The sequence below is a fragment of the Sporolactobacillus sp. KGMB 08714 genome (assembly GCF_036598985.1).
GTDB lineage: Bacteria > Bacillota > Bacilli > Bacillales > Sporolactobacillaceae > Sporolactobacillus.
This window is the reverse complement of the sequence record NZ_JAUUBW010000018.1, coordinates 41,479-59,675: the sequence shown is the minus strand read 5'-3', so window position 1 is coordinate 59,675 and position 18,197 is coordinate 41,479. Positions and strand designations below refer to the sequence as shown.

Annotated in this window: 16 protein-coding genes; 1 reads left to right on the top strand and 15 read right to left on the bottom strand. The window is 45.2% G+C overall.

Features of this window, described 5'->3' with window-relative positions; translation table 11 throughout:
* Window positions 1-157: 157 nt before the first annotated feature.
* The gene (locus Q6A92_RS20295) at window positions 158-430 is read right to left on the bottom strand and encodes a TnpV protein (RefSeq protein WP_443029714.1); all 273 of its coding nucleotides are present in this window, start codon (window positions 428-430) and stop codon (window positions 158-160) included.
* 953 nt (window positions 431-1,383) lie between these two features.
* Here Q6A92_RS20295 and Q6A92_RS09760 point away from each other — a divergent pair.
* Window positions 1,384-1,629, top strand: coding sequence for a helix-turn-helix domain-containing protein (locus Q6A92_RS09760; protein WP_332237982.1), 246 nt, complete (start codon window positions 1,384-1,386; stop codon window positions 1,627-1,629).
* 79 nt (window positions 1,630-1,708) lie between these two features.
* Here Q6A92_RS09760 and Q6A92_RS09755 read toward each other — a convergent pair whose 3' ends face one another.
* From Q6A92_RS09755 to Q6A92_RS09690, 14 genes are all read right to left on the bottom strand, one after another.
* The gene (locus tag Q6A92_RS09755) at window positions 1,709-2,461 is read right to left on the bottom strand and encodes a hypothetical protein (RefSeq protein WP_332237980.1); all 753 of its coding nucleotides are present in this window, start codon (window positions 2,459-2,461) and stop codon (window positions 1,709-1,711) included.
* A gap of 232 nt (window positions 2,462-2,693) precedes the next feature.
* Window positions 2,694-3,029: a helix-turn-helix domain-containing protein gene (locus tag Q6A92_RS09750; protein WP_332237978.1), complete on the bottom strand. Its 336-nt coding sequence runs from the start codon at window positions 3,027-3,029 to the stop codon at window positions 2,694-2,696.
* The gene (locus Q6A92_RS09745) at window positions 3,026-3,313 is read right to left on the bottom strand and encodes a FitA-like ribbon-helix-helix domain-containing protein (protein WP_332237976.1); all 288 of its coding nucleotides are present in this window, start codon (window positions 3,311-3,313) and stop codon (window positions 3,026-3,028) included. The genes Q6A92_RS09750 and Q6A92_RS09745 overlap by 4 nt, the downstream gene beginning before the upstream one ends.
* A 344-nt stretch (window positions 3,314-3,657) precedes the next feature.
* Entirely contained in the window at window positions 3,658-4,644 is a 987-nt protein-coding gene (locus Q6A92_RS09740; protein WP_332237974.1) for a hypothetical protein, read from the bottom strand.
* Window positions 4,645-4,652: 8 nt separating this feature from the next.
* Window positions 4,653-6,038 (bottom strand): DUF3991 domain-containing protein, encoded by a 1,386-nt coding sequence (locus Q6A92_RS09735; protein ID WP_332237973.1) that lies wholly within the window; start codon window positions 6,036-6,038, stop codon window positions 4,653-4,655.
* Window positions 6,039-6,228: 190 nt separating this feature from the next.
* On the bottom strand, window positions 6,229-7,818 hold the full coding sequence (mobP2, locus tag Q6A92_RS09730) for a MobP2 family relaxase (RefSeq protein ID WP_332237972.1): 1,590 nt from the start codon (window positions 7,816-7,818) through the stop codon (window positions 6,229-6,231).
* Window positions 7,815-8,201 carry a hypothetical protein gene (locus Q6A92_RS09725; RefSeq protein WP_332237971.1) on the bottom strand — a complete coding sequence of 129 codons (387 nt, stop codon included), beginning with the start codon at window positions 8,199-8,201 and terminating at the stop codon, window positions 7,815-7,817. Before Q6A92_RS09725 ends, mobP2 begins: the two co-directional genes overlap by 4 nt.
* A gap of 130 nt (window positions 8,202-8,331) precedes the next feature.
* Complete coding sequence (locus tag Q6A92_RS09720; RefSeq protein WP_332237969.1) at window positions 8,332-9,042, bottom strand: hypothetical protein; 711 nt, start codon at window positions 9,040-9,042, stop codon at window positions 8,332-8,334.
* Between the two features lie 19 nt (window positions 9,043-9,061).
* Window positions 9,062-10,132, bottom strand: coding sequence for a C40 family peptidase (locus Q6A92_RS09715; RefSeq protein WP_332237967.1), 1,071 nt, complete (start codon window positions 10,130-10,132; stop codon window positions 9,062-9,064).
* A 3-nt stretch (window positions 10,133-10,135) separates the two neighbouring features.
* On the bottom strand, window positions 10,136-12,667 hold the full coding sequence (locus Q6A92_RS09710) for a VirB4 family type IV secretion system protein (protein ID WP_332237965.1): 2,532 nt from the start codon (window positions 12,665-12,667) through the stop codon (window positions 10,136-10,138).
* A 6-nt stretch (window positions 12,668-12,673) separates the two neighbouring features.
* Entirely contained in the window at window positions 12,674-13,006 is a 333-nt protein-coding gene (locus tag Q6A92_RS09705; protein WP_332237964.1) for a DUF5592 family protein, read from the bottom strand.
* A gap of 7 nt (window positions 13,007-13,013) precedes the next feature.
* Window positions 13,014-15,308: a pLS20_p028 family conjugation system transmembrane protein gene (locus tag Q6A92_RS09700; protein ID WP_332237963.1), complete on the bottom strand. Its 2,295-nt coding sequence runs from the start codon at window positions 15,306-15,308 to the stop codon at window positions 13,014-13,016.
* Window positions 15,301-17,913 (bottom strand): VirD4-like conjugal transfer protein, CD1115 family, encoded by a 2,613-nt coding sequence (locus tag Q6A92_RS09695; protein WP_332237961.1) that lies wholly within the window; start codon window positions 17,911-17,913, stop codon window positions 15,301-15,303. The genes Q6A92_RS09700 and Q6A92_RS09695 overlap by 8 nt, the downstream gene beginning before the upstream one ends.
* Window positions 17,894-18,157, bottom strand: coding sequence for a hypothetical protein (locus Q6A92_RS09690; protein WP_332237960.1), 264 nt, complete (start codon window positions 18,155-18,157; stop codon window positions 17,894-17,896). Before Q6A92_RS09690 ends, Q6A92_RS09695 begins: the two co-directional genes overlap by 20 nt.
* Window positions 18,158-18,197: the final 40 nt, after the last annotated feature.

Genomic DNA, 18,197 nt, shown 5'->3' with positions numbered 1-18,197 from the left:
GGATTTTTTACGCGCTCCTGCTTCGGGGGCTCTTCCGCGGCAACTTCCAAGTTATCCAGATCAAAAAAAGAAACCTGCTCATTTTCCGAGCCGGTTTCCGCTTCGTCTTTCGTTGATTCAGTTCGTCTGCCCTCTGCTATTCCGCTTGGGGCCTCCTTTAGTGCAGATTTTTGAGCACTTCCTCCGTCGCCAGCTCCCGCGCCTGTTCCATCAGGCTGTTCCGGTGCCGGGCCACGATCAGGATGTTCGGATCGACCGGGGCCGGGTTCGCTTTCAGCAGCTTGTCGAAGTAGCGATCGATCGCTTCCTGGTAGCGCTCGCTCACTTCGTTCAGATACGTCACGATCTGGCCCGTCTGCGTCAGGTAACTGTAGTGGCTTGGATCGTTGGCCTTGAGGTAAGGCTCGGCCAGACGTGCCCACCGGTCCATCACTTTCCCGTCGTCGTCCATCTTCAGATCTGGATACAGCATCCCGTCCGGTCCCTCCTTGTACAGAATTGAATCGTGAATTTCCTGCCACGTCATCGGACGACGTTTCGCCCGCATTTCTTGAAAGGTTTCTTCTTTCATTATCCTTTTCCTCCTGTTTTTCCTGATCAATGATTTCTACTACTTCATTCAAAAGTGCACGAGAGATATTCATAATTGCATTCCCGGCATGACTCACTAAGCGTGCATCATTTAATTCCATCAAGGCACTCAAATCATCGAACTCTATTTCTGGATGTTCGCCAAGGCGTAAGGAACAAAATTGATAAACACTCTCCTGAACAAGGGCTTGAAATGAATCATAACGTTTCTCGGTTCGGTTCGCGATTTCTTTATAAATTGCTTCTTGAAACGATAGTGGGTTAAGGTGCTGATCACCCCATTGATTGAGCAATCTTTGCTTCGTTTTGAGAGACGGAATCCAATTTCTCATCTCAATTTCTTTTCCAACCGTTTGCTTCAGGTCGAATAAATGGAAAAAGCGGTTTGAACCATCAAACACATTGGCCACACAAATACCATGTTCATGTTTTTTCACATGCCGGCCATAGCTGACCCACTGATCATATGTCGCTAACGCCGTTACCTCACGATTCTGCGAATAGGCAATTAAAACGACATCAAATGAATAGTTCTGAAAACGACTTGCAAAATTAAGAAACTCCATCCAATTTTCTGGGGATGCGGTCACCATATTCGCAAGTTCTTTAAAGGTATTTCTTAAGTCATCTATCTTAGATATCATTTGAAGATCCCCTTTGAATAAAATAACGACCAAAGGAAATCCTTAGTCGCAGTTTAGCATCAAACTTACTACTTTGCAATGTAGTATTTCTGGATGAAGTATGCTAAAATCTGATCATCAAACAAAATGACGAAGGGAGCCGAATCGTTTGGATCCGTTTATTGAACTCTTTCATTCTGAAAAAAGTGATCAAGAAAAAAAATCAGCCCTTCGCTCACTGCTACAGGAGGAACTGATCAATTATGAAGGGGCTGCTCATTACCTTGGGATTTCCCGAACGACTTTGAGAAAATATATTAAAGAGAAACGAATTCAACCGCTGATCGATCAGCCGCAATTTCAAGTTTTCCTAAAAAGTGACATCGATGCTTACTTACAAAAGAAAGGGAAATAATCGTCATTCATGTTCCCTGAGCACCCGTTTTTCTTCGAGCTAAGCGGGCGGAGCCCGTGCGCTTTCAGAGAAAAAAGCCTCAGCAGCTGGGTTCATCAATCGACTCCTCCTCACCTGGAGAGGCCAGCTGTTTCAGTTCTCGCTCATTGGCGTCGACATCACGGTCGAGTTCAAGCAGGTGCACCTTCAGTTCGTTAAGAGAGAGCACTTTCCCCCGGGTATCTTCCCCTTGCCATTGGCTCCATTTTTCCAATAAATAGTCCTCATCTTCGGCAAGTTGTCCATTCCGAGTCAACACTTTATAGGCCCGTTCGTGTTCACCTACTCCACCGGTTTGCCAGTCGCTTCCATTCCATTCATCTAGGTTCACGAAGTCATCACTGACCTCTACAATTTCTTCTGCAAAATCAGGGGGGCGTTCAATGATTTCTTCATTTCTTCCACTATCAAATTGTCGGTAAGTCTCTACAATTTCTGCATCAGAGAGGGCAAAAAAAGTATCGTTGGCTGCATCAAAGACCAGCTGATCCGATGTTTCCTTTTCCATATATGCTGGCGCTGATTCCGGCTCAACAGCCGGATAACCTTGCGTCTCAAAAAACTCATGTAATTTATCAATCAAGTCATACTCAATTTGTTGACTTTTAAATCGCTGATAGGCTTCACCCAACTTTTCTGTATTGACTTTCGTCACATCAATTTCAGGAAACAGCCAAGCTTGTTCTCCAAGAACATATTGAGGTTCAATGTCTTTTTCAGCAATGAGCAAATGACCCAGCGCATGCTCGCCATAAACTTGGATCTGCGTTTGCCAGAGCCTAAACTTTTTCATTTTGAATGCTCCTTCTTTTACGGATGTTCCCTCAGCACCCGTTTTTTCTCCGAGTTAGCTTTTTGAGCAGAGTGGTCAAAAATTTAGATATCTAATTTCCGTCCAGCGACATTTTCTACACTCCTTTCTCCCCTGAATCCAGGACTGCTTTTCGACCTCAAAAAAATCTAACAACCACCTCCTTTGGTATGTAAAAAAGGAAGCCTTTTCGGCTTCCCTTTCGTGTACTTAGCTATTTAATTTCGTGAATGACACCCCTCTGGAAAAAATAATCAGGGTCGTCACGTAGAATCACAAGGAGCCGACAAATCATATCTGGTACGTCGCGATCCCCATGTTCCCAATGTGAAAGCGACGGCCGTTTTACGCCCAGCAACCGGGCGAAAGTCTCCTGCGATAGTTTCATCTCTTTCCGTATAGCGATCACTTCTTTTGCAGTAAAGGCCTCCGCTTCCTCCACTTCGCATGCACGAACCGTCTTTCGTTTTTTGAGCGGCATCTCTTCGATCGGGACACCGCTGATCTCAAACAGGTCGAGCGTCTCGATCTTCTGTTTCTGCTTGCTCATTCCCGTTCCCCCTTCACCCGCCCGTCCTCGTTAACGAACACATGAGAGACCGCACCAGACTGAAGCAATGCGGACAGCGCACGCGTATTCATCTCGATCGTTTTTAGCGTTCGGTCGAGTACGGCATCGTAGAATTTCCGATTTTGCTCGCTTGCATTTTCATAAGCGATCCGGGTTAAGAGTTCTCTTAAAAATTCTTCACGTGATCGATGACGTCTATGAGCTAAAGTGTCCAGCAGTTTCACCGTCTCATCTGTCAGTCCCCGAATTTTTACGTCGGCCATTCTTCTCGTCTCCTTTCATTCTTTTCTCGTCCGTCCGGAAAGTTTGCATCCTATTTTCTGCCTCAAGCTCGCAAGAGGGGAAAGGCAGAATTGAAGCGGGATAAGGGAATCGTGCCCCCAAAAGCAGGGGGGTTTGGCGGTGCCAAACCGATCACGTTGGGGTCATAAAAAGCCGCAAATACAGTCTGTAGACCGTGTAAAGTAACGTTTGCACCGTTTTATACGTCCTCAATATTATCCTTTATTTCCATATTTTAGGAATAGACCGTCTTACACTCCCTCAAAAATTGACAATTTATTGTTCTTATCTTGCTTATCTGTAATTTTATGTTTAATTTTAATCATCATTTGTTGGGGACTTTGATACCCTTTTCAAGCAGTTTCTGGTTTGCATCCTGGATCTGAAGTTCCAGTTTTTTTATCTTGTCCTGAAGGTCCCGCTGGAGTTTGACCTGATCCGAAATGCTTGACTGATCGTTCTCCACATTGGATTGAAGATTAGTAATTGTGTTCTCCGTACTCTGAATTTCATCGGGTGTCTGATACTTTTCATTGGCTCGAAGGGAAGTAATTTGCTGCTGCGTTTTTTGAACATCGGCTTGGTCGCCGTCAATGATTTTGCCAATCTTTTTAATCAGCGTCCGTGCGTCTTGTTGCTCCAATCGAGCATACATAATGACATAAGCTTCGTAGCTTTGTGAAACGAGTGCACGATTATCACTCATATGGACACCTGAGACCTTCCAGGTCCCCTGTTCAAAATTACCTTGCGTAGCTGCCCCATTATTTGAAGAATTGGAACCGGAAGCAGTAAGCAAATTGGAAAGATTCACATCACCAATAGAAGCATTTCCATTCTCATTCCAGACGCCAATATCGATGACCAGCTGCCGATAATCCATCGGAACGTGATAAACTTTGAGCACATAATATTGGTCGGTTACTTGCACCAAATCACTTTTAAGCTGAGTCCGTTCAGGAAGTACAGCGACGATATTTCCTATCTTTTTAACACCACTTGTGTCATCACTTTGTGCGGAAATCAGTAGCTGGGCATAGCGCGTTTTTGGGTTTAAGGATTCGGAAATAATGGTTAGATCCGTATTCTCAAGGGTTAATAAACTCCTTGACCCCACACCACTGTCGGCAAAATGTGACCCTGTATAAGTGAAAATACTAAAGCTGAGATACCCAACAGAGAGCACACACAGTACAGCCATAAAATATAAAAACCAGCCCCCGCGATCGGAAAAAAGTTGCGTTTTGGCATGACCTAATGGATGAAAAATTCGGTCCCAAAATGCATCGATCTTATCCTGAAATTCATCCATTGTTCCACTCACCGCTCTTCCTCAAGGACTTCCAAACGCTGAGCTAGATGCTGTTTAGTGACATAGGCATCCCCTTCGATCAGCTGAGGTTGAGGGTCAATTTTAACAGCGGTCTCTTGAATGTTTTTAGCAACTAAGAGATCATTCCAGTCTTTCGGAATCGTCTCAGCCACCGGAACCCAGCTGTTGTTATAGGCATTGTGATAGTAACGAATTTTCGGTTCGTATTGAAAGACTTCCGTTTTATCTTTTATCGCTTTGAAGTAATCGCCAATGACCTGACGAAGCTGGACTTGGCCATTGCTCCCCGTGTTTTTGCTAAGCAGATCCGCACAGATCAACGTCGCTTCCTTCACGTTCTGTCGCGCATGGATGTCGGGTTCTCCCGCGCCGCCTTCATGGGCAAAATTCGTTTCTACCTTCCGGATCGCAGCGAGCCAGGTCCAATCAATACCCGCTTGTTCTCCAACTTTGCGGTAGAAAGAAGCGAGTTTTTTCGGCAGAACGAGGTCATACGGAATCTCATTCACCAACATGTCTTTTCCAGAACGGACAAATGAATAATCCCGTACATCCTCAAAAAAATGGTGACCCGCTGCATCGTTATCAACACAAATATGCGCCTCAATTCGCCGATTGAGGCGCTCCTCCAGTAGTCGGTAATTCTTTAAAAGAGTCTTGAGTTTTAAGCCGTTCATCGAAAAGAACCGTGCGTTTTGAATCTCACGACTGCCCTCATCGATCTTCAAAGTCAAAAAAGAAAGCGCATCAACCGGCGCTTCAAAAAAGTAGATCTTGTCAATGTCACGCGTCTTCCCTACATCAAAATAATAGCCATAATCGCCGGTCGTCAGAATTTTTTTAAACCGTTTGTGAACCGGGGATGTGCGTTTTTCAGGTGGAATCAACCAAGTTCCCTCAAGATTAGCTCCCACAATTTTTTCTTTTTCAATCGGGTCATGCCATTTAAAAATAACATTTCGTTGAGTGTCTTCTGCTAAATAACCTTTTTCTATCAATTCACTGACAAGCCAGGCATTAATACGCCGATTTCCAACCAAATATGCTTTGAGTTCTGCCGTCTGTCCCATTTCGTGTACATCGCGATCATAGTCAAAAGACTGTTTTTCCTGCACTTGGACTGCTGTCTCTTTTCTTCGATATCCGCGATGTTCCAGGATATCCGTGACGGCTTCAATAAATGAAAGGTTGTAAAAAGCTTTGGCCAGATTAATACAGCTTCGATTCTCTCGTTCCTCTCCGCTCCTTGAATTCCAGACATAGTAGCCTTTTGAGGGACAAATGACCAGACTGTCGTGCGTTTTGTTACGATAGTAAGCCCCGGAAACATCGAAATCCTCGCCTTTTGATTGCAAATAAGCGACCATGTCCATCTCTCTCGCATCCGCAATTTCTTTTTCAGTGAAAATACGTTTTCCGTACATCGTCAACCCTCCTGTTAAAAAAGCAGACGCTTCTCTATGCGTCTGCTTTTTCTCATGTGTATTGAATTAATATTTGAATCAAATCATTGAATTAATTCATACATTAATTCTATATTTAATTCTTGAATTAATTTTTCAACTAGCGTTCAAATTTCGCCTTCGCGTCCATCTCCCGCTCCATCTGTTCGTAGGCCATCTCGTCTCGCCAGCGATCATATTCTCTTTTAAATGCACGATTCATTTCTCCCAGAAGTCGGTTGGTCGTTACTTTTCTACGCCATTCCCCGGCGCTCGCCGCTCGTGGCATAGGACGTTCTCGCGGCTTGCTTTGACTGACTGAACGAAACTGATCCGAATAGCTTGGTTCCTGGTGAGTGCCCTGCCGGTACCCATTGACTCCGGGATCCCTCGCCTTTTGCCGCTCCTTATCTGCCTTGAACTGTCCTTCAGCATCCTCATCAAAGTGCTGATGTTGTCTTGGAGCAAGCATCGGAAGCCTATTTTCAGGACGTCTGACGTTCTCTTTTTCATGTTTCTCTTCTGATTGATGAAGTGACTGAAGTGAGATTTGCGGTAAAAATTGTTTTGGATCTTTCACCCCTTTTTTACGCATCTCACGATCAAACGATCGAATCTCCCGAAGTAAGGCATTGCCCGTTCGAGAGAATAGATCAGCGATTTTATGTTCGCGATAGCCGCTGGATGGAAGGGGGATCGTCGCGTCACTCCCCGCGCTGCCTGTTGCAAATCCATTATCCTGAATGAGCGTCTCGCCGATCTCATCATGTTTTCGGTAAACCTGATAGTATTCCTGATCCATCTCGTCCAGCTGGGTATTCAACGCCCTGCATTCATCAAGGTGATAGCTTTGAAGATACAAGCGAATCAGCCGGTCCATCGGCTCCTTAAAGTGTTGGCGCTTGGCATAGCCATATTGCCAGTTATTGCGCTGCGGGGGCAGATGTTGATAGACGTCCAAGATGGCCGATTCAAATACTGGATCATAGAGCACCTTCTTCCGCGTGACATCGGCAACGATTATTCGCCGAATGCAATCATCCAACTGACTCAGCTTATCCGTGTAAGCTAACATCTCATTGACAAAATGACGTTTGGCGTCACGGACTGTAGCGGATTCCCGCCGGCCAATCGGTTGATACTCAATTCGGATTTCACCTGTTTCTGGATCAACAATACGGCAGTCCTTCCACGGTCGAGAAGGCTTCTCTTCCACCATTGATACATGGCAGTGAAGATGTTGCGTATTGTAATGAAAAGCAAGTGTAAAAAGCGGTTTTTGCAACTTTTCTCTATCAATAATTAATTCCATTGTTGTGAGGATATTGCGGACGATGCGGGATTCGTCGAAAGTCTCCGTTGCTGGATCGTAGTATCCATGTTTTCTTAGCCAGTCTGTGTCAAAAGTAAAGAGATCTTGCCACAACACAGAGTCCATGATTTGTGCCCGGTCATAACGCGCCACACGCAGCTTTCGTTCTTCTGGTGTCAAATAATGGCCGTCCATGCCAATAAGACCCTCGCTCTTTTTTTTATCATCTTGATAATCCATAAAAAGCGCAAAACGACCATCCGTCATCTTTTCAATCGCCTCTTTGCGTCCCTGATAGCCAAGGAATCCTGAGAAATGAACCGTTCGCTTTCCTTTCCCGTTTTTATGACTTGGGACAATAAACTGGGCATTATAAAAGATACCAGGAGAGCTGCTCATGAGTTCTCACTTTCTGCTGGTTTCGGATGGCTGTGCTTCTTTGTCCAGAAGATACGTTTACGGTCTGACTCGGCTTTTAGTGCCTCTTTTAAAACATCTGAAGGATCTTTCTCTGCCGTAAATACCCTCAAATAGTCGCTATTATGAAGAGGGGTGTTTAATAGGTCGATGATCACGCGATTCTGGCCAACACATTCATCGACCAGCTTCTTTGTGATATTGATCTGATACATCAGCACATCAATTTGATTCATTCTTTCCTGATAAAGCGCAGCATTATGGACCAATCGAACAAAAAACTGACTTAATGATTCGTCAGAACTCATAAGATTCTCGATCTGTTGCTCAGTCTCAGGCTTGTAGTAAATAGATTTTTTGATCATACCCCTTTCCCTTCCTTCATCCTCTTGCCACTACTTCACTGATTGGTCGATCAAACAGTCCCACTAAAATCATTCCTAATCCTATGAATAACGCCCAGAACGCCAAAGATTTTTTCATAAGAGTCCTCCATTAATTGGCCGCCCCGTCCGGCACAAAGATCGAAGCGTCAGTTATTTTATTGTTTTTTTGGCTGATCGTTACTTGATACCAGCTCACCGAACCGGCAGTCGTTTTGCCATCTTCCTGCCAGTTGTAGTTCACTTCAACAAGCCCGGTATCCGCATCCGTCGATGAGGTGTTCAGAAAGAATTGAATCTGCTGAGCCGTCATTCCTTCATCCTTTGACGGCTGAGAAGTTCCTGAAGCCCCACTGATGGGCTTAACGGACGGGGCCTTTGAATGAGTTGTTGAAGTATCGACGCCTTCGCCAGCACCGACGAGTGACTTTAAAACATCAGGTGTGCAATATTGTGAGGCTTTTGAATAGCGCTGATTAAAACTTCTGGCGTCGTAGGTATAGAGACTGTTGAAAAAATCCCTCACCAGCGTCGTATCCTTTTGTATCCGACTTTTCATTAAATCAGAAGCATTTCGACTTGAGAGAGACGGTTGACTCACTATTGAAGTAGGCTGAGTGAGCTTGGCCGCCTGATCACTGGGCTGAGTTCGAAGCTCGCGTTGTAGTTGTGAATTCTCCTTCTTTGCTGTTTGTAAGGTTTTCTGAGCGTCAGACAGCTGGTCGCTAGCTGAAGACAAGGCAGCGGATGTATACGCCGTTGTCGTAAGCAAAGCCAGTAAAATAATCAGTAGCAGGATCATCAGTTTTCTGTTAATCAGCATTTTTCTTACCCCCCCTTTTTCATTTCACAACACGTCCAAATCCGGCTATGTGACTGCTCCAGTAGGGATTACTAAAGACATCTACGACTTCAATCTGTTGAGGAAGAGGATTGTTGTCTGTTTCCGCATTGACCATCTGATTATTCCCGATATAGATACCCACATGGTCCGCCCCTCCGCTACCGAGCTGGAAGAAAATCAAATCGCCAGGAGAGAGCTTACTTTGATCAATTCTTTGGAAATTAGCGTTTCCTTTGAACATCTCTTGCGAGGTCGGCCTCCCTGATATCTGATAACCGGCCTGGCGAAAGGCATAAATCACGAGTCCCGAGCAGTCAAAAGCATCCGGACCGGTTGCGCCCCACACATACGGTTTCCCACACTGAGCGAGTGCAATATTGACAGCGGTTGATGCTTGTCCTGATGCTCCAGTGAGTGCTCCTCGCAATTGACCCGTTGAAGGATCATAATACTCCAATATTTTTTTGTAATAATTGATGTCACCGCCGCCCGCGCCCAGGGAACGTGCCCAAGTATAAAAATCATTGTGCTCATTCAGAGACCAGTCTTTGATTCCGTTTTCCGCCAGCCAACTGGCAAGCGAAGAAAAATTGTAATAGTCACTGGTTAGATTGACATCATTCTCACTTCGTGCGGACAGCGTGTGGCCGGTAACTTGTGAGAGCGTATCCACGGCGTCTTTCATACAAGCTACCCCATAATGTATGCTTTCTGCAGTGGTCAAGCTATTCGGCTTCTTCCCGGCATATTCACTGGCCTGAAAGATGTCCGGCGTCTTCTCTGCGTTGCCTCCGGACTCAACCATGACGTGCGCCAGAAGCACCGGGAGCCAGGATGAATCTAATCCCTGTTTTTTCATTTCTGTCGCAATTGCATCTTTAAAGCGCAGAACCGCGCCAGAAACTGACCCACCAGCAGGCGTTTCCGACTGTTCATAGTTGTAATAGCCACCAAATACGGAAACCGCGCTGTCCGCAACAATAGTCACGAGCATGACTGAGAAGAACAAAAAAACAGCTGCACCCAGCAGCTGCAATTTCCAAATGAGCGGGATCCGTAAGCGAAACATAACTTAGGCCCCCCCATCGAAGATCGCCTGTTCAGCGGCAGGCAATTCGATATGAAAATGAATGTTTCCATACCCTGAAATATTCAGAATGGTATCCCCGGTAGACAGTCCCGGGATCATATCCAATTCCCGCTCACTCAGCTGAGAACGAAAGGCGCGTCGAATACGCTCAGTTGCCTCTGGTGTTTGCTTCATAATGAACTTATAAGTGGTATTGCCGAAAATGGCCGTCAAAATTTTCTCCATGTCGCCATTCACGTTTTGCGGCAGAACATCATCAAAGTTTTGGCTGAACAGGCCAATCTGGCAAAAATACTTACGTCCTTCACGTGCCAGACGGTCGATCGCTTCCATGACATTAACGTTTCCGCTTTTCACCGTGTTGTGGAACTCATCCCAAATGATGTTGGTATAGACGACGTCCGAGAGATCGATTTGACCGAGATCATACAATTTTTTCTGCATATGACCGACTTTAATCGCATGATCCCAAACCATGTTAAAAACTGAAAACAGCTGAGCATTAAACACGTTTTTATCCTGCTTAAGCAGGCTTTCCAGGTTAAACACCCCAAATTTCATGCTATCGAGCGGGGGTAACGAAGTTTTGCGATCAAAGATTCGAGGGTAGGTTTCAACAATGTTAGTCACCGTTAGCATAATCCCGTCGATCCGTTTCGCTTCGTAAGTATCGACATCTTTTCTCAGATGGCCATTCTCATAGTAGGTTTCTTGTAGCCATTTTCTAAAATCAGAATAAGTCGGATAAGCATCGGCCGGATATTGAGTGATTTTATCCATTTCCAGAGGAAGGGAGTTGTAAAACGCTGTGGAGAGTTTGATGAACTCTTTTTCCTCCTTGGCGTCTCTCTCACCTGAAAGAAAGCGATAATTGATTTTAAGAGCGTCCACAAAGGCCATGAAACTGCCGTGTTCATCAATCTCGTTGGAGGCTTCATCCAGCACCGTCGCAAAGACTTGCCACGGATTGACCGTTCCGTCCGACCCGTTCATGTTCATGGACGAGCCACCCAGCCGTTGGCACAATCGGTCAAACTCGGCACTGACCGCAAAAACAAAATTGTTATTGCCTAAGATCACGGTGTGTTCCGACAATATTTTCAGTAACGTCGACTTGCCGCTGCCCATTGTTCCAAACCCCGAATAGTTATAACTGAGGCGCTGAGTGTCCTTATGCGTCATATCCAGAACAACAACACCTTCAGTGGGTGTGAAGCCCATATATAACCCGCGGGGGTCCAATAATTGAGTAAAGTCAAACGGAAAACTGCCAGCAAGCGATAGGGATTTAATTTCCTGACCCATACGATGCATCAAGGCTTTTTGCTCACTGTAATCCGTAAACAGGGCCAGCCACTCAGCCTTGGCCTCAGCGAGAAAAATCTGAGCATTAAAACCTAACGGCTTCAAATCCTGTTGCAGTGCCTTGACTCTTTCTTCGAGTTCCTCAAGCGTTGGCGCGGACAGGTACATGCGTGTGTTTATTTCCTTGGCACTTTCATCGTCACTGATAATATCCGCGATTAATTGATTCAGAGATTCTAATTCAGACAGGGCTTCGGATTTCTGGCTTTGTTTCGTTGCCTCATCATAGCGGGCTTCCTGTTCGGTTACGGAACGGTCAAGAGCGGGTAACAGTCTATTCTTATCAATCGTGTGAATGTCGACAACCGTCACTACACCCTTACGGTTAAACACCCCATTAGCCCAGAAAGGCCCGGGACGACGGGGATAGCCATAAATATGCAGACAGGTTTCGTAGCCGTCTCCCTTGTGCATGTAACGCTCAGAGAAAGCAATCCCACCTTGCGGTTGGATGTAGCCGAGCAGCTCTTCGTCATAGCCGTCTTTATTGATGCCAGCCGCCCAGTCCTTATGTTCTACATCCTCACCGAACTGAATATAATCCGAATTGAGATTGTCCAATTTATAAAGAATCTGTAACTTCTTCTCAAGCGAGATGTCTCGTATTTTGAAATGTTGCCGTGAGCAGGAGAGCAGAAGCTTCCGGTTCTCATGTAGTTCTTTTTCATCTTCAGCAAAAATTTGCACATAAAATTCTTGATGCGTCAACGTTTTTTGAATGACACTCAATTCACGCCGACGTTCTTCCTGAAAAGGATAATAATCCGTGTTGTTGGTTACCCGGATCTTTTTACTGATAAACTCAATCTGTTGCTGCGTATTGGCTGGAAAGTTCATGAAGATCAACTTAAGATCTGGATGATACTTACGCAGGAAAAAAGAAAACTCAATAATCGCGCTGACTTTATCCGCTTCCTGAAGGCTGTCCAGGTTCAAACCACCAATCTCGTAATAGTCCGTCAGACGTTTTTTTTGCTTCAAACAATCCGGACGGAGGACAGCACGGAATGGATGGAGACTGGATACCTTACGGACATCAGATCGACGGACCTTTTTCTCTTTCCTTTGATGCCTTCTCTTTTGATTAATCTTTTCCCGAAGCTTTCCAGCTTCTTCCTTTTCAACTCGGACGGTATCGTCAAGAAACAAAGGGACTCACTTCCTTTCCATTTCCGTATCCTCAAGATTCAAATCATCTACCTGACGTTTAAACCTGACCGGATGATAAACCGTCCGATCGCGCGCCAAGCAGCAGTATAACGATTGATAGAGCAATTTTTTTGGATTCGCTCGTGAAGGCGTGATCCAGAAGAAAAGAAAAAAACCTACCACAAGGTAGGTTTGGATGCGTAACGACACCGGAATAAAGTCGGTGTACATGATGAAGAACATCAGCACAAACAAGGCGACGAAGTGCCGGATTGAAAAGATGTTCCAGAGCTTCGTCGAAGTACGAATTTGTTTGGGAATGTCAAAAACTTGATTCATTTTATCCTCACTCTCTCAGATTATCATTATGATCATAAGCTTGACGTAAAGTCCGTCCCATCCGCTTTCCACGCACATAACTCTTATGAATATTGGTTTTATGAAACTGGTTCACCACGGCTTTCCTTAACGGATGTTGGAATGCAGTTTGAGCTTGGCGAGGTTCAGAATTCAAATGAAAGGAACCAAAAGACGGCTGGCTGGTACCCTCACCATCTGATTGATAGTTATCGCCATTTGAACCACCTAGTGACATCGGTGGCTCAGCTTCCTCGCCTGAAGCTCCCGAATCGAAGGCTGCTGAACGATCTTCAGGACTATTTTCAAGAGATTGCGACAAGCCACTTGCAGGTGATGAAGCCTCAGTTGACGAATGCGGTATGGAAACTGGCGATTCGGGAGGCGAAGTCGAATTCTTGCCAGCTGTCCCAGGCGCGAGCATGGCGGCCGGAGCGCCTTTCGAATGCAGGAGATCAGCTGGAGTGGCCCGAAGTGCTTCATTTTTCTGCTGCTGATTGTCATTTTTAACGCCTTGGCTCAATGCGCCAGGTTTTGAGGTCCCCCCAGGAATCCCAGTTGCCGAAGGGGCACCTTTTTTCGGATGAAGAAGAGCCGACGCACCGGTTTTTGGATTGCCTTTTTGAGTGCCTTGGGCGCCCGAAGCTCCCGGAACAGCAGCCATGCCGCTCCCTTCTTCCTTTGCACTATTATTCTGTCCTTTAGGATCCATGGCTTGTCCCTTTTCGTCCTTGCCTGGATGCAGAAAATGCTCTCCATCACCACTGACATGCGGCCCAGCAGCTTCAGCGCCTGCAAGTTCCGGCTTTTGCTTCCCAGAAATGCCTTTCTTCTGAGCACCGGCTCCGTTAACGGTGTCATTAGCATGGAGCAAACTTTTCCGCGAATTCCCTGTTTTTTTGCCCATACCTGCAGCACCAGCAACCGCACCGGCGACACCGGCCATAAGCCCGGCACCTTTTTTCATCATCTTTCCAGCCATTCCACCGGCAGCTTTAACTCCTAATAAGCCACCCATCATGCCCCAACCAGCACTTACGCCTGCATCTACACCAAACACACGGGCAAACTGGTCAGGTCCGTTAATCACAAAAATTCCGGCAGCTGCTAATGCGATCAGCTGCACCAGCGCATTGATATGGAGGGTATTAAGCCAAGCCGTATAATCCGAAAACAGGGAGATCATCGCACAAATACAAATCACCGTTGCGATCTCTGCAAAAATGTTTTCGATAACACGTCGAAACTTGGCCATTGAGAAAACATCAAAGAAGGAAAGTACCGTCGCAAAAATCTGATTAAATGCCAGATCAATGCCGATTCCGGCCATTTTTAGCATCGATAAAAGCAGCACTAAACCATCGACAAGGAGGGTCACAAGCGCCGTCCAGAAATGCCAGGTATAGCGGTAATAATAATCACCAAAAATCGATTCCAATGAACTGAGCCAACTCGAAATTCCATTCTTTTTTACAGCGACCGTCTGATAGCTGCCATCGTTATTGATCTGACTCCCGATCTTGTATTCAATGTATTTTCCATTGGTCGTAGCCAAACTTTCAACTGTATTGGGATCAGCAATCTCCGTGATATCTATCTCATCTACAGATTTTGTGTCGAGCTCCTTTTTCAAGGATGTATGTCGAAAATCATCCTGAGCAAAGGTATAAATGTCCGTCACATTATTTAAAATGGTCTGCGTGCCTGTCTGCATAGAGATTCCATTGTCAGAGGCAAAAGCTTTTGAAATCGATAGCATATCGTCCATTAGACTCGGCAACGCCAAAATAATTAGGGCCATTAAAAACAAATGAATGATCGCATCTCCGTATTTTATACGGGCACCAATGATCAGAAATAGCCCGAGCCCAGCAAACACAACAACCAAAATCGCTGCCTCAAGAGGTTTGATTGTTCCAAGAAGTTTCTGAACAGACGAGGCATGAAAAAAATCCAATGTCTTGAGCACCGACTGAAAAGAGCCGTCCAGAAGATCGACCAACTGGCCGATCCCGATTAAGATCAACCAACCCAGCTGCCGAAGAAAATAATTAAGGACACTGACTGGATGCAAGAGAAAGCTAAATTTATTCAGGAAACTTAAAATCGACGAATTATCACTCGGAACGTCTAAAGCAAACGCTGCCGCGGGCCATAATAAAACGCCTAGCCCTGCAAATAAGCAGCTAAGCGTTCGCACTCGCCAAAATTGAGGTTTCATCAATGACCTATTGGGTTTCCAACAAAAAGAGGACATTTTTTCTTTAAACCGGAGCCTACGCATGAACTTTCGCCTCCTCAAAGCCTTTTATCAGCTCCGTGATTTTATTAAAAATGACATCCTTATCAACCGACACAAGTAACCGGAACAGCTCATCCAGAGTGGCCTCCGGTCGTGAAAGCACATCTGCGACCTGACCGGCAAAACCTTTTTCCACAGTATTTTTCTGTAAAAGCTCAATAAGACGCGCTTTATCGGTTGTGTTCCAGCGATCGCAGCAGGGAGACAAAGTGGTGACGTCGGCTCCCATCACGTCCAGTAATATTTTCATCCGACGTCGTTCTCGAAGAGTTGCCTGACTTTTTGCTTCGGGTGAAGTAATATTCTCTGGATCCGCAGTGATCGGTTCCTGCTCAACTGTCTTTTCCACTTTCTCAGCTGAATTGATCTCGGGAGGATCCAATGTCACAAGCAAATCTTGTAACTGTAGCCGACGGTGCTCACTTTCATGCGCTTCTGTGATCTCCTGCCAACTGGCGGTTTCCGTTGGCAAGTAATCATAGTAACCTCTCATCCGAGTTCTCCCCTGATTCAAAATGGGATAAGCCGTGATCGGATGTCCTTCAAGATCTTCATTTTTCATAATCCGTAAAATAACGTTCTCTCCAAATTGCATGGACTCCAGTTCACTAACTGTCATCAGTTCAACGTCCTTGACCATTTCTGTCTCATCCTTATTGACAGAGAACCATTTACCAGTACGGTTAACATCCAGTACCGGACGTTTACCCAGCCGCGTACTAATGAGTTCCGTTGTCTCCTTCGATGGGGTTTTGATTAAAAATGTATACCCACAGTTAGAAAGAATCGTATCTTCTGTACCTTGCGGATACTTATTCAGCTGACTAAAGCTCTGCAAGACAATGAAGAAACGAATGTTGCGGCCGAGACAGGCTGACAATTTTGTATCCATATCCGACACCGGAGGCAAGTTGCCAAACTCATCCAAAAGATAAATCACTGGCCGTTTGCATTCTTGATGAGGCGCATCAAAAGCCCGATCAACTAATTTTTTATAGCTCTGTTCAATAAAGAAAGTGGCCAGCTTATGATTGGTCTTATCTTGATCCGGAATAATTAAAAATGTAGCGACCGGCTGGTCACCAAAACCCATTTTCTCAAAATTGAAATCGTTACGCGCCATCAATGTTGCAACACCCGGTTGAATATAAGTTTTCAATCCAGCAAAAACGTGAGCAGCAATGCCACCGAGTGTTGCAGAAGCCTTCGCTGCCATCTTGATACCACCAAACTGTGCACGAGCCGGATGGCTAATCGGAAGTTCACCAAACAACACATCCAGGCAAGTTTTCGTTTTATACTTCTTAAACAACGCCTGACGTTTTTTCGTATCGTTTTTCGCGTACTTTATCAAGTAGGGATGATTTTCACTGGCAATCACGTCGCTGCTAAGTGATTCCATGACCATAGCAAGGGAGTAAAGCCCAGCCCGGTCTGTTTGATGTCGGCGGATGCACTGTTCAATCAGCAAAATGGCAACTGCGGTAAAGAATAACTGAGCGTTGTCGGCCCACATGGGTTCTTTTGCTTCTGGATTTTCGTAAAAGGTATAAGCAATGTTCATAATCGCTTTAATCGCACGATCCAGTGCCTCGTTTCGAAGAATCGGATCAAGAGATTCATCCAAATATTTGGCATAATCCTCAATAGGTGCTGCAAAAGGGTTAAACGCATTGGACTCATAAGTATGCATCAGATTCAGGATCCGGATTTTATAACCTCTTTTTTTCAGCAGTAAATAGTTTTCTTGAATCAGTTCTCCCTTGGGATCGCTGATAATGAAACTTGCCTTTTTTTCCACACTTCTCGGTCGAGAAAAAGCATCCAGAATCGGTGCAACCGAAAAAACTTTTTTTCCTGATCGCGTGATTCCAATGATGCAGACATTCGTGACTTCTTGAGCAATGGAGATAAGAAACTTTTTTGTTGGTGGCTTGAAGAAAAGTCTCGTTTTTCCCAAAAAACTGGGGGCCTTTTCTGTCTGCTGTCTCTTACTCTCCAGTTGTTCAGTATCCACCAGCTCTGGCAAGTGATTCTCTATACGAACAGTTGGAATTTTAAGATGACTCTTTCGTCGCCACTTTCTCACTTCACGATAAGAAAAATGAGCGATCGGCAATCCCGGAACATCATCAAACGAAGCATCAATATCAGACGGCATGAACGGATATTGCTCAACCAGCTCCTGCCGGGTCGAAAAACGATTGGTCCCAGCTGTGAAGCGATCCTCCATTGCGTAGTACGAGCGCCGGAGGATGAGATAAAAAATAGCGGCCCAAACGGCTGTAAAAGCCGCTAGGATCGCACTGAATAATGGATACTGTGTAAATAACGTCATATGCGAAAAGGACTGTGAAAAACTTGCCGAAAAAGGAATTTCAAACACATGTCCATTCCAAGATCTAACCGATTGATAACTAGCGGTAACGGAACTATCAATCACCTGACAAAGAAGTAGAATGATTAGCCAAATGCCTATTATCACAGGCAAAAGCAGCTTCTTCTGAATGAGATAAGAGGGCAGGTTACGATAGGCCTGCCAGCGATTATTCCGCCAATAGTCCGCCTTATCGTCCTTCCATTTCATGTTTATTCTGAGCCTCCAATGTTTGTCCGCTCTGCTGGGCTTGAAGGGCTAAAATTTTACGATTAGCTTCACTGAGCTCATGCAGGAGCGGCAGTTGTTCCTGATAGATCTTATTGGCTTCGCAATAGGCCAACAAAATTTCGTGAATACAATCTTCTGGTGACTCCATGTGGGCCTCAAAATAGGTCCTTAAAAGTATCTTGGTTTCGTTGATTTGTTTTTTCGTGTACTTCTTTGCAGACATTTTTTCGCCTCCTTTCCGTATGTAAAAAAAAGAACGGCCG

Coding starts and splice junctions, on each gene's coding strand:
- Q6A92_RS09720 (WP_332237969.1), bottom strand. CDS start 9,042: ATGCTGATTAACAGAAAACTGATGATCCTGCTACTGATTATTTTACTG.
- Q6A92_RS09725 (WP_332237971.1), bottom strand. CDS start 8,201: ATGATCAAAAAATCTATTTACTACAAGCCTGAGACTGAGCAACAGATC.
- Q6A92_RS09705 (WP_332237964.1), bottom strand. CDS start 13,006: ATGAATCAAGTTTTTGACATTCCCAAACAAATTCGTACTTCGACGAAG.
- mobP2 (WP_332237972.1), bottom strand. CDS start 7,818: ATGAGCAGCTCTCCTGGTATCTTTTATAATGCCCAGTTTATTGTCCCA.
- Q6A92_RS09755 (WP_332237980.1), bottom strand. CDS start 2,461: ATGAAAAAGTTTAGGCTCTGGCAAACGCAGATCCAAGTTTATGGCGAG.
- Q6A92_RS09750 (WP_332237978.1), bottom strand. CDS start 3,029: ATGAGCAAGCAGAAACAGAAGATCGAGACGCTCGACCTGTTTGAGATC.
- Q6A92_RS09695 (WP_332237961.1), bottom strand. CDS start 17,913: ATGAAATGGAAGGACGATAAGGCGGACTATTGGCGGAATAATCGCTGG.
- Q6A92_RS09740 (WP_332237974.1), bottom strand. CDS start 4,644: ATGGATGAATTTCAGGATAAGATCGATGCATTTTGGGACCGAATTTTT.
- Q6A92_RS09690 (WP_332237960.1), bottom strand. CDS start 18,157: ATGTCTGCAAAGAAGTACACGAAAAAACAAATCAACGAAACCAAGATA.
- Q6A92_RS09715 (WP_332237967.1), bottom strand. CDS start 10,132: ATGTTTCGCTTACGGATCCCGCTCATTTGGAAATTGCAGCTGCTGGGT.
- Q6A92_RS20295 (WP_443029714.1), bottom strand. CDS start 430: ATGGACCGGTGGGCACGTCTGGCCGAGCCTTACCTCAAGGCCAACGAT.
- Q6A92_RS09735 (WP_332237973.1), bottom strand. CDS start 6,038: ATGGACATGGTCGCTTATTTGCAATCAAAAGGCGAGGATTTCGATGTT.
- Q6A92_RS09700 (WP_332237963.1), bottom strand. CDS start 15,308: ATGCGTAGGCTCCGGTTTAAAGAAAAAATGTCCTCTTTTTGTTGGAAA.
- Q6A92_RS09745 (WP_332237976.1), bottom strand. CDS start 3,313: ATGGCCGACGTAAAAATTCGGGGACTGACAGATGAGACGGTGAAACTG.